Origin of the sequence: Clostridium sp. CMCC3677 (genome assembly GCF_023845585.1) — a bacterium.
Classification (GTDB): Bacteria; Bacillota; Clostridia; order Clostridiales; family Clostridiaceae; genus Clostridium; species Clostridium aquiflavi.
The window spans coordinates 131,422-144,338 of sequence record NZ_JAMQHS010000005.1; the positions used below are offsets into that span (position 1 = coordinate 131,422).

Sequence of the window (12,917 nt, forward strand, 5' to 3'; positions counted from 1 at the left end):
TTAAAGGTAAATGAGGAGGAAAAAATATGAAAGTACCATTTAGTTGGTTACAAGATTATGTTGATATAAATGTTAGCCCTAAAGAATTAGGAGATAAATTAACTTTAACAGGATCACAATTAGAAGAATTAATAATTCAAGGTGATGTTATAGATAAAGTTGTTACAGGAAAAATTACTGAAATAGAAAAACATCCGGATGCTGATAAACTAAGCATTTGTCAAGTTGATATTGGAACTGAAACTATTCAAATAGTTACTGCTGCAACAAACATGAAAGAGCAAGACGTAGTACCAGTAGCTTTACATGGTTCAACATTGGCAGATGGAACTAAGATTAAAAAAGGTAAGCTTAGAGGGGTACCATCAAATGGTATGTTCTGTTCTGAAGAAGAACTTGGAATTGCAGGAGATGAACCCGTTCATGGATTAATGATTTTACCTACAGATACTAAACTTGGAGTAGAACTTAAAGAATTATTAAAGTTAAATAAAGCTATTTTAGATTTTGAAATAACTTCAAATAGACCTGATTGTTTAAGTATAGTTGGTATGGCTAGAGAAACAGCAGCAGCTTTAAGAACTACTTATAAGATGCCTAATTTAGAATATAAAGTTTCTGGTGAAGGCAATGTAGATAATGAACTAAAAGTTGAAGTAAAAGATGATTTGTGTTTAAGATACATGGCTAGAAAAGTTAAAAATGTAAAAGTGAAACCATCACCAGGTTGGCTTCAAGAAAGACTTCTTGAAGCAGGAATAAGACCTATAGATAATATAGTTGATATTACAAACTTTGTAATGCTTGAATTAGGTCAACCGATGCATGCTTATGATGCTAGAGAAATATCTACTAATAAAATAGTAGTTGAAAGAGCTAAACAAGGTGAAAAATTCACTACTTTAGATGAAGCTGAAAGAAAATTAGATGACTCTATGCTTTGCATAAAAGATGACAATAAAATAGTTGGATTAGCTGGAATAATGGGTGGATTAAACTCAGAAATAAAAGAAGATACAACTGAAGTTATTTTCGAATCTGCAAACTTTGATGGTACTAACATAAGAGTTAATTCTAAGAAGTTAAACTTAAGAAGTGAAGCTTCTGGAAGATTTGAAAAAGATATAGATCCTAACTTGGCTAAACTTGCAATTGATAGAGCATGTGCTTTAATTTGTGAATTAGGTGCTGGAGAAATTGTAGAAGGAACAATAGATATATATAATAAAAAGAAAGAAACTGGAAAATTAGTTGTTGATTTTAACTGGGTCAATAAATTCCTTGGAACAGATATTTCTAAAGAAGAAATGAAAAAATGCCTAGATAGTGTTGATTTATTTACAGAAATCCATGGAGACAATTTAAATGTAACAGCTCCAACATTTAGAATAGATATAGCTATTAAAGAAGATATAGCAGAAGAAATAGCTAGAATATATGGATATGATGTTATTCCTGCTACAATATTTAGCGTAGCTACATCAAGAGAACCTAAATATAGAAAGAGATTATTAGATGATAAAGTAGTAATGCTTGCTACAGGCAGTGGATTAAATCAATCTATAAGTTATTCATTTGTATCTCCAAAGGTATTTGATAAAATTAATGTACCAGAAGATAGCGAGCTTAGAAATGTAGTTAGAATTAAAAATCCATTAGGTGAAGATTATAGTGTTATGAGAACTTCGACTATACCTTCAATGATGGAATGTTTAGGAAGAAATTACTCAAGAAATAATGACTATGTTAGACTATTTGAAATGGCTAAAGTATATATTAAAAATGAAGATGAAACTAAGATTCCAACTGAAAGAAACATATTAACTATTGGTATGTATGGAGATTGCGATTATTTAGATCTTAAAGGCGCAGTTGAAAACATAATAGATGGTCTTGGAATAAAGAATTCTAAATATGAAAGAGAAAGTGAAAATGTAAGTTATCATCCAGGAAAAACTGCAAAACTTGTTATAGGTAAGAATGTAGTTGGTACTTTAGGAGAAGTTCATTTAGATATAACTGAAAATTATGGTATTGATGTACCTTGCTTTATTGCAGAACTCAACTTAGATGCATTATATGAAAATGCTGACATGGATAAAAAATATAAAGCATTACCTAAATTCCCTGCGGTTACAAGAGATATTGCGTTACTTGTAGATGATAGTATACTAGTTCAAGAAATTGAAGAGTGCATAAGAAAAGCTGGCGGAAATTTAGTTGAAAAAGTAGAATTATTCGATATATACAAAGGAAAACAAATTCCTGATGGTAAGAAGAGTATAGCTTATGCTATTTGCTATAGAGCGGATAAAACATTAACAGATAAAGAAGTTAATAAAGTACATGATAAGATATTAAGATCTTTAGAATATAAATTAGGTGCTACTTTAAGAGACTAATTAAATTGAAATTAAAAATGACTGGATTTTATAATTTAAAATCTAGTCATTTTTTTATACTTTAAGGATAAATAAGTTTAAGTTTAAATATATTGATATTAAAGTAATTATAGAGGATGGAAATATATTGAGAAGACCTAAACCATTAAAAAAAGGAGATAAAATAGCTCTTGTAGGATTATCTAGTCCAACAACTGAAGAAAGATTAGAATTATCTATTAAAGCAATGAGAGAATTAGGATTTGAAGTTGTAGTTGGTGAAAGTTGTAAAGCTCATTATGGTTATTTATCTGGAAGTGATGATATGAGAGCTAATGATTTAAATACTATGTTTTCTGATAAATCAATATCTGGAATTTTTGCAATAAGGGGAGGGTATGGATCAACAAGGATTTTAGATAAGCTAGATTATAATATGATAAAAAAGAATGCTAAAGTATTTTCAGGATATAGTGATGTTACAGCTATTCATAATGTAATAAATAAGAGGTGTAATTTTATTACATTTCATGCACCTATGCCAGCAACAGAAATGTATAAGGGACTAGATAAGTACACTGAGTATTATTTTAAAAAGAGTATATTTACATTAAAGCCTTTAGGAAAATTAAGAAATATAGAGAGCACAGAAATTAAAACTTTATTTGAAGGAGAAGCAGAAGGAAGATTAGTTGGAGGAAATCTTTCAGTAATTTGTTCAACACTAGGAACAGATTATGAAATAGATACTAAAGGAAAAATATTATTTTTAGAAGAGATTGATGAATATCCATACAAAATTGATAGAATGATTATGCAATTAAAACAATGCAATAAATTAAAGGATGCAAGTGGGATAATTTTAGGGAAATGGACTGATTGTTTACCACCAAAGGGTAGAGAAAGCTTGTCATTAATGCAAATATTTGAAGAGTTAATAGCATCAGAGGGGAAACCTGCATTATATGATGTTTATTGTGGACATTGTTTACCAACACTTACCCTTCCTTTAGGTGCTAAAATAAAAATTAATGCAGATAATCAAGAGATAAATATATTAGAATAAAGAAATTAAGCAATAAAGTTCAATTACAATGCCCTTTACCTATTGCATATTTAAAATATAGACATAAATAATATGATTTAGATAAAGTTATCAAATAAAGGTCTTTATTTGATAACTTTATTAGTTTATACTATAAATTAGCGAACATATGTTTTGAATGATAGTTTATATTTTAGTAGCGTGTGGACATATCCAATTTTCCTATTGAATATATCAATACATATTTAAAACATAGTCTTAGTTAAAAGCAGTTTAACTAAGAGATGAAAAGAATTTTAATTATTAAGATGGAGGAAATAATTTGAGTAATAATAATGACAAACTAAAAAAAGCTTTTAAAAAGAGTATGAAAAAAAATAAAGGTAATAAAAAGGCGCAATTCATAACAATAATACTTTTTGCTATTATAGGACTTATGAGCTTTGTTTTTGGAAATGATTTTAATTCTAATACCCCAGAAAATTTAGGAAATGTAAGTGGGAACTTAGAAGTTTCTTATTTGGATGTTGGACAAGGTGATGCTGCATATATAAGAGTTAATGATTTTGATATATTAATAGATGCAGGTCCAAGAAGTGAAGCAGATCATTTATTAAAGCAATTAGAAGAAAAAAATATAGATGATTTTGAAATGGTAATTGCGACTCATCCACATGAAGATCATATAGGTGGAATGACAAAAATATTTCAAAAGTATAAAGTAGAAAATTTTTATATGCCTAAAGTTACTCATACAACAAAAACATTTGAAAATATGTTAAATGCAGTTTCAAATGAAGGGATTAAGATTCAAACGATAAAAGAAGGTATGAAATTTGATTTAGGTTCTGGTGCTAAAATAGATGTATATTCTCCAATAAAAGAAAGTTATGAGGAGTTTAATAATTACTCACCTATAATGAAATTAACATTTGGTGATAAAAAGTTAATGTTTACTGGGGATGCAGAAACACTTGTAGAACAAGAAGTTTTGTCTAAATATTCAAAAGATCTTAAAGCAGATGTATTAAAGTTTGGTCATCATGGGTCAAGCACATCTTCAAGTAATGAATTTATACAAGCTGTATCACCACAATATGGGATAATAAGTTGTGGCACAGATAATAGTTATGGTCATCCTCATAAAGAAACCATGAGTAAGATTTCTAAAAATGGAATAGAAACTTATAGAACAGACTTACAAGGTGAAATAACAGTAACATCTAATGGAAAGACTATATCAGTTAAAACAAAAAAGAGTTAAATATAACCATTTTAAGAGAAAAAACAATAAATAATTATAAGTAAAAAATAACAGAAATTATCTTAACCCTAGTAAGTGGTTCTGGTAGGTTCTGTTTTTTTTATTAGTTGCTTTTTAAAATAGAAGTTTTATAAAAATAATACGAATATATAAGTAGATAATTGTTAAATTTGTAATTTACTTAATTGTGGTTTATATATATTCTATTAACAAAAATAGATATTTTTTGACAAATTTATATAAAAATATTCCATAACATGATATAATATGTTTAAAATTATTATTTTGTTATAAAAGTGTTTATAATTTAAGTTTAATATTCTAGAAAGAAGTGATATAGGTGAAGCATAAGTATAATTCGAAAATTATAAATTTTGAACAAGCTTCCACAATATACAAGTTAATAGATAACAGTACTGATGATTATGTATTTATTTGGGATGTTAATAGCAATGTATTTAAAATATCATCATCTATTTTATGTGATTTTGATTTAGATGGTACAACAACTAGTGACATAGAAGAATATTGGTCTAAAATTATATATAATGATGATAAAGATATATTTTTGCATGGAATAAATAAAATAAAATCAGGACTTTCAAATATTAATATTTTTCAATGCCGTCTTGTAAATAAAAAAGGTGAAGTGATATGGATTTCTTTTCGTGGAAGTTTATTAAAAGATGAAAATGAAAACGCTATAATTGTATTTGGACATATAACTGATATGAATAAAGATACAAAAATAGATTTTATAACAGGAGTGCTAAATAGAAGTAAATTTCAAGAAGATATGATGAATTTTCTTGATAATAAATCTGAAATTGTTTCTGCAGTTATAGTTATGGGAATTGATAATTTTAAAAACATAAATGAGAAACATGGTTATTTATTTGGTGACATGGTTATTAGAGATGTGGCTCAAAAAATCACTTTAATGCTACCTAAGAATATGAATATATATAGAATTGATGGAGATAAATTTGCAATTTTTTATAAGGACGCAAATTATAAAAAAGTAGAAGTATTATTTAATAACATTAAGGACTATATGAATGTACAACATGAAATTGATGATAAAAAATATTTTTGCACTTTATCATGTGGAGTAGCATTATATCCTAATGATGCACTTTCATGTATGGAACTATTTCAAAGGGCTAATAGTGCCATGGAATTTGCCAAAATAAGTGGAAAAAATAGATTAGAATTTTTTTCAGAAGAATTATATAATAAGAAAATACGTTTCCTAACACTTCAAGAGCAATTAAGAGAAAGTATAAGAAATAATTTTGATGGATTTGAATTGTATTATCAACCACAAGTTAAGGCGTCTAATCATGAATTAAAGGGTGCAGAAGCACTACTTAGATGGAATTCACCTGAACTAGGAGAAATATCTCCTTTAGAATTTATTCCGTTTTTAGAAGAGAGTGGTTTAATTGTAAAGGTTGGTAAATGGGTTATTAGGGAAGCATTAAAAATGTGTATGAATTGGCAAAGTATAATCGAAGATTTTAAAATGAGCATAAATGTTTCATATATTCAATTAAAGGAAGATAATTTTAATGTGTATTTAGATGAATGTATAAAAGAATTCGGAATAAATAAAAATTCTGTTATACTAGAATTAACAGAAAGTTGTTGGGCACCAGATTTTAAATTTTTAATTAAAAAATTTGCTGATTTTGAGGAATATGGCATAAATATGGCTATAGATGATTTTGGAACAGGATATTCTTCATTAAATTATCTTAGAAATTTACCAGTAAATATTGTAAAGATAGATCGTTCTTTTGTAAGACATCTTACGGAAAAAAGTTATAATTTTACATTTATAGAGTATGTAATAAAACTTATGCATAGCATTAATATTAAAGTATGTATTGAAGGTATTGAAACTGTAGAAGAATTTGAAATTATAAATAAAGTAAACCCAGATTATATTCAAGGATATCTATTTGGAAAACCTGAGAGCACAGACATGTTTTATCGAAAGTTTATAGATGCTAAAGAACAATTATTAGTATAAGTTTAAAAATTCAATTAGTGCATATATATACATATATTTAAAACAGAGATATTTTTAAAAATTAAGAAGTAGTAAGAATACAGTATTACTACTTCTTATTATATGAAGATATATTAATATAATTAAGAAGATACATTAACATTCCACCTATTCCAACGATTAAGCTAACAATTAACCAAGCCTGTCTTATTCCAACTACAGAAATCATTCTACCCATGATTATAGGTCCAATACCATTACCAGTTCCATATAGTAAAGGCAAAATTGAATTTATTCTTCCTCTATGTGATGAAGGACTAAGATTTGCTATAAAAGTTTGAGAATTTGTAGCAATTGATATTTCGCCTATAGTCATTATAGCAACAATAATAAAAAATGAAAAAAGATTAGAGGCAAAGCTACAAAGGCCAAAGGCCAATGAATACAGAAGTCCTCCAACTGAAATGATAGAAAGTATTCTATATTTCTTTGTTAGAACTGTTATTATTGGAGTAAATAGAATTACTATTAATCCATTGAAACTACTCAAAACCCCAAAGTATCTAGCACCATTAGTGCTAAATATATCATTTAATTGTATTGGTACTGCAAATCCCCACTGAGAATAAGCAAAATGAAATGTTAACATTAGTAAGGAATAATAAATTAGAATAGGACGTTTAAGAAATATTTTAAATACTGAACAATTTTCAGCTTTCTCGAAAGAACTCTTATTTTCGTTAATGGAACCTTCTAATAAATTAGGTTTAATATCTTTTATAAAATATCCTATTAATAAAAGATAAATCAATGTTGTAACACCATCACCTATAAATATTAGACTTAAATAATTATTAAATAATAAGCCACCTAATAGTGGTCCTATTGCAAATCCTAAATTTAATCCTATATATATAAGTGAAAAAGAATTTTTTCTATTTTCAGAAGTTGTGATATCTGAAACTAGTGCATCATAAGCAGGCAAAGATACCGATGAAAAACAAGATGCTAATAGTATAAAGTTAGTTAATGTATTAGATAAAGGTAAAAAACCACAAATTATAAATGTACAAGCTGACAATCCTTGAAAAACAAGTATTACTTTTTTTCTTCCTATAGAGTCAACTAGTTTACCTCCTACTAATACACAGGGGGCTTGAAGAATAGCTAAAAAGGTTACAAATTCACCAGCTTGGCTTATAGATAGACCTATTTTTTGAATAAGTATTAGTGATAACAATGGATAAATAAAAGATCCTATACAATTTATTATTTTACCTAGAAAAAGTATATAAATTTCTTTAGGGAGTCCTGAATATGGGGAAAATATAAGTATTAATTTATTTTTTAATTTCATCTTAAATCTCCTTTTATTAATATTTAAAACAGAGCTAAATATAAAAATAATTATTAAATTATACCCTTAAATACTAAAAAATTCAATTTATTTCAAATAAATGAATTTGAAATTTGTGAATTGATAAAAAATATAAATATTATTTATAATATTTATATTTTTACACAAACTTATAAGTGTATAAATTTATTTTTGAAAGGAGAAAATGTATCATGGAAAAATTTGGAGAAGAAATAAAAGATACTGCTAGAAAAATGAAGACAGAAATAAAAGAAACTGCAAGGGAAATAAAAGGTAAGATGACAGAACAAGGTGAAATTATAAAGGAACATGCTAATAATTTAAAACATAAGCTATAATGTTTTGTATTAAATAAAGATTATAAGAACCAAGAAGTGAATTATTTGAATTTATCTCTTGGTTCTTATAATTTTTATATAGCATAAATATTACTAATATTAAAAATTGAGAATTTAGTATCAATTATTCGACTACAAAAATTATTAAATTTTAATGTTAGATATAAAGAGACTTTTAATATTAAAAAAAGTAAGAAAAAAGTAAATATTTTTATATCATAAGTATGTATCAATATAATTGTGTTATGAGTGAATATAGAATATAATTAAACAATGAGAAAGAAATTTTAAGAGGTGTAATTTATGATTAAGGTAACAGTTAATATAAATGGTATGGATTACAACTTAAAAGGTGATAAAAATGAACAATACTTAGTTGATTTAGCTGATTTTGTTGATAGTAAAGTAAAAGAGATAATGAGTAAAAATTCTAGATTAAGCACGAGTGCTGCAACAGTACTTGCGGCAGTAAATATAGCAGATGAACTTTACGAATGTGATTCTAATTTAAGAAATGCCATTAATAAGAAGAAAAATATAGAAACTGAAAAAAGTGAATTGATTCAAAAAGTAGACAAGTTAAATGAAGATTTAAAAACAACATTAGTAGAGAAAACAAAACTTCAAGAACAATTAGTAAATGGTGAGCAATCTTTAAAAGAAAAATATTTAGAAATAGAAGAGACACTTACTAATTTAAAAGAAGAGGCAACTAATCTAGAAAAAGAAAAGGGCCTATTATTAGAGAAGAATAATAAGTTGGAAAATAATTTAAAAGAAATTAGTAATTTAAATGAAGTATTAAACAAAGAAGTTGTAGAAATAAAAGAGAAAAATAAGTTCCTTTATAAAAAAGTAGATGAATCTAAAGGAAAAGAAGTAGAGTTAAGAAATAAATTACAAGTTTCAAGTGGAAATGTTAAAGAATTAGAAAATAAAGTTTCTTTTCTAGAAAACAAATGTACTAACTTAGGTAAAAAGTTTGATGATTTAAATACTTTAAATACAGAAAATTCATTAGAACTTGAAAGAATGATTAAAGTTAGAGCTAGTTTAGAAGAAGAAAATTCTATCTTGATTGAAAAAAGTAAGTCTTTAGAAGACAATTGCTTAACTTTACAAAGTAAGATAGAAGAATTAACATTATTAATATCAAATGAAAAGAGCAATAAACGAGTTCTTCAAGAAGAATATACTAAATGTAAAGAAGAGCTTGAAAATATCAGTGATCTTTATTATGAAACTGATAAAGAAGTTACAATTTTCAAACAAAAAATTGAAGAAGTCAATAGAGAAAATGAAAAATTAAATTCTAAAATAAACGTGGAAATAAAAAATAAAAAAATATTAGAAGATAATATTCAAAAATTAAATAATAATATTAATTCAATAAATAATGAAAAAAATAAAATAAAACAAGAGAATTTAAAAGTAAATGAGGAACTTACAAGCTTAAGAGATAAGTATTCTAAGTTAATTGTCAATGAAGATAATAGTAAAAAGACAATAAATATAAAACATAAAGAAATAGAAGAATTAAGAGATGATTTAAGCAATAAAGATAAATCATTAATAGATATAAAAAATATCTTAGAGTGCAAAGAAAAGTCATTAGAAAAATTAAAAGATAACTTAGATGAAAAAGAGAAAAACTTAGAGGTATTAAAAAATACTTTAAGTAAAAAGGATGCTTCTGTAGTAGAATTAGAAAATAAAGTTGAAGAATTAAATAAGCATAAGAGTAAACTTATGGAAAGAAGCAAAACTGTAAATAATAATCTTAGAACATCTAAGTATAAAGTTATGGAATTAAAGGATAAACTATTAAATGTAGAAATAGAATTAGCAGCATTAAAAAGCCAACAATTTTTAAATGGTAAAACAAAAAAAGTTATAGGACCACTTTCACATAAAAAGTAGGATAATATTAATAGAATTATAATAATTTTTTAAAAACTGCTATTTTTAATAGCAGTTTTTAAAGGTTTTTAAAGATTTTTAAGAATAATAAAAGTATGATGTTTTGTTTTTAAGATAGTATTCATATTGTCGTATAAGCGAATTTCAATGTCACTACGCCTTTATACTAAAATATTAATGTTAATTTAAAACAAAGATAAGTATAAATACTTAGGAGGAAATTAATGAAAAAAATAGAACTGTTAGCACCAGCAGGTAGTATGGAAAGTTTAATAGCGGCTATAAATAGAGGAGCTGATGCTATTTATTTAGGAGGAAATAAATTTTCTGCAAGGGCATATGCATCAAATTTTGATAATGAAATGATGATGAAAGCTGTAGATTATGCACATGGTTATGGAGCTCGGGTATATGTAACTATAAATACCTTATTAAAAGAAAATGAAATAAAAGAAGCTTTAAAATATGCAGGATATCTTTATGATATAGGGGTAGATGCTTTAATTATACAAGACACGGGACTTATTAATTTAATACAAAAAACATATACAGATTTCGAATTACATGCATCAACTCAAATGACAGTACATAATGGTGAAGGTGCAATGTATTTTACAGAAAAGGGATTGTCTAGAATAGTTTTATCTCGAGAGCTTTCTTTGAATGAAATTAAGTATATATCAAAGGATTTAGGTATAGAAACAGAGATATTTGTACATGGAGCACTTTGTGTATGCTATTCAGGACAATGCTTAATGAGCTCTATGATAGGAGGAAGAAGTGGTAATAGGGGAAGATGCGCTCAACCTTGTAGAATGGAATATATAATACAAGGAGAAAATACTTCACCTAAAAAGGCGTATTTACTTAGTCCAAAAGATATGTGCTTAATTGATGATGTAGAAGAATTAATAAAAAGTGGAACATCATCTTTAAAAGTAGAAGGAAGAATGAAGAGACCTGAATATGTATCAGGAGTTGTAGATACTTATAGAAAAGCAATTGATAGAGTAACTTGTAAACAAAAATTTGATTTAAAAAAGGGAAGAATTCAATTAGCTCAGTTATTTAATAGAGAAGGATTTTCTAAAGCATATCTTTATAAAAATACAGGAAAAGATATGATGAGTTATAATTTTCCTAAAAATACTGGTATTCCTATAGGTAAGGCTGTTGATAAAAATGAAATTATATTAGATGGAAATATAAGCATTGGAGATGGAATAAGATATAGGAATGACGGATTTGTATTAGGTAAAATATTACTTAATGGCAAAGAAGTAAAGGAAGCACTTAAAGGGGATAAAGTTAAATTAATACCTAGTGGTTATAAAAAAGGTGATTTAATATACAGAATGTCTGATAAAAAGTTATATGATGAATTAAAGGACTATGTAAAACCATATAAAAGAAAAGTATTATTACAAGGTGAATTAGAATTTAGAGTTGGTTTACCTTTAAAATTAAAAACTAAATTCAATGGAAAAGAATATGAAGCTTTAGGCGATACAGTTGAAGTAGCAGAGAAGTCACCATTAGATATAAAAAGAGTAGAAGAATGTTTAATGAAATCTGGAGAAATACCATATAAGTTCGAAAAAGTATTATTTAATGCTTTTGAAGACGGATTTATAAGAATAGCTTCTTTAAATAACTTAAGAAGAGAATTATTTGAAAAAATATTAAAAGAAGAAGCTTCTTCTTATAGGCGTAAAAGATTTAAGGCTGATACTTTAGGTGAAAACTTGAAATCAGGCGAAAGTTTAGGTTATATTTATAGTTGTATAAATAAAGAACAATTGAAAGCATTATTAGAAGATCATACTGTTAAAAACATAGCATTAGATATATCTTATACTAAGCATAAAGGTGCGTTAAATATAAGTGATTTTAAAAATGTAGAAAATAAAAACTTATATTTTATGACTCCTAATATAATAAAAGAAGAATTTAAAAATGTAGTTAAACAAATAGATGAAGTTATTCCATATATAAAAGGATTAATAACTTCAAATGTAGGAATACTTAATTTATATAAAGATAAATTATTTATAATAGGTGATTATAAATTAAATCTGTTTAATAAAGAAGCTTTAGATTTTTATAGGAAAGATATTGAGATTCCAACATTAAGCTTAGAATTAAACAGAAAAGAAATTAAAGAAATAATGAAAAGTGTTAATTATAATGTTGCAGTTGGTGTTTATGGAAAAACAGAATTAATGGTTAGTGAGTACTGTCCAATAGGAAGTACATTTGGAAATAAATCTACTTCTAAAGAGTGTAATGGAGTTTGTATGAGAGATGAATTCACATTAGTAGATAGAAAAAATGAAACATTTAAAGTATTAGGTGATAATAGCTGTAGAAGTCATATATTAAATTCACTTGCTTTAAATTTAATAGAAGAAATTGAAGAGTTAAAAACATTTAATATATCTACGTTTAGATTTGACTTTAAAGATGAAACTTATAATGAAGTTAAAGTGATATTAGAAGAAGTGAAAAAACTTAAAAAAAGTGAAAATAGAATCTATACTAAAGGTCATTATAAACGTGGTGTAGAATAGAGGGGAA

Annotated in this window: 8 protein-coding genes; 7 read left to right on the forward strand and 1 reads right to left on the reverse strand. The window is 26.0% G+C overall.

The window, feature by feature from the left end; genetic code table 11:
* The first annotated feature begins 26 nt into the window (after positions 1–26).
* The 4 genes from pheT to NG901_RS07545 all read left to right on the forward strand — a co-directional run bounded on the left by pheT (position 27) and on the right by NG901_RS07545 (position 6,725).
* Complete coding sequence (gene pheT / locus NG901_RS07530) at positions 27–2,402, forward strand: phenylalanine--tRNA ligase subunit beta (RefSeq protein WP_252213207.1); 2,376 nt, start codon at positions 27–29, stop codon at positions 2,400–2,402.
* 127 nt (positions 2,403–2,529) lie between these two features.
* On the forward strand, positions 2,530–3,447 hold the full coding sequence (locus NG901_RS07535; RefSeq protein WP_252213208.1) for a S66 peptidase family protein: 918 nt from the start codon (positions 2,530–2,532) through the stop codon (positions 3,445–3,447).
* 301 nt (positions 3,448–3,748) lie between these two features.
* The gene (locus tag NG901_RS07540; RefSeq protein ID WP_252213209.1) at positions 3,749–4,690 is read left to right on the forward strand and encodes a ComEC/Rec2 family competence protein; all 942 of its coding nucleotides are present in this window, start codon (positions 3,749–3,751) and stop codon (positions 4,688–4,690) included.
* Positions 4,691–5,030: 340 nt separating this feature from the next.
* Positions 5,031–6,725, forward strand: a complete 1,695-nt coding sequence (locus NG901_RS07545; RefSeq protein WP_252213210.1) for a putative bifunctional diguanylate cyclase/phosphodiesterase — start codon at positions 5,031–5,033, stop codon at positions 6,723–6,725.
* Between the two features lie 88 nt (positions 6,726–6,813).
* Here the strand turns inward: NG901_RS07545 and NG901_RS07550 are convergent, their stop codons facing one another.
* Positions 6,814–8,061, reverse strand: coding sequence for an MDR family MFS transporter (locus NG901_RS07550; RefSeq protein WP_252213211.1), 1,248 nt, complete (start codon positions 8,059–8,061; stop codon positions 6,814–6,816).
* Between the two features lie 212 nt (positions 8,062–8,273).
* Between NG901_RS07550 and NG901_RS07555 the strand changes: the two genes are divergently transcribed.
* The 3 genes from NG901_RS07555 (at position 8,274) to NG901_RS07565 (ending at position 12,910) form a co-directional block, all read left to right on the forward strand.
* A complete protein-coding gene (locus NG901_RS07555; RefSeq protein WP_252213212.1) occupies positions 8,274–8,420 on the forward strand; it encodes a hypothetical protein in 147 nt (48 codons plus the stop codon).
* 303 nt (positions 8,421–8,723) lie between these two features.
* On the forward strand, positions 8,724–10,340 hold the full coding sequence (zapA, locus tag NG901_RS07560; protein WP_252213214.1) for a cell division protein ZapA: 1,617 nt from the start codon (positions 8,724–8,726) through the stop codon (positions 10,338–10,340).
* A 224-nt stretch (positions 10,341–10,564) separates the two neighbouring features.
* The gene (locus NG901_RS07565; RefSeq protein ID WP_252213216.1) at positions 10,565–12,910 is read left to right on the forward strand and encodes a U32 family peptidase; all 2,346 of its coding nucleotides are present in this window, start codon (positions 10,565–10,567) and stop codon (positions 12,908–12,910) included.
* Positions 12,911–12,917: the final 7 nt, after the last annotated feature.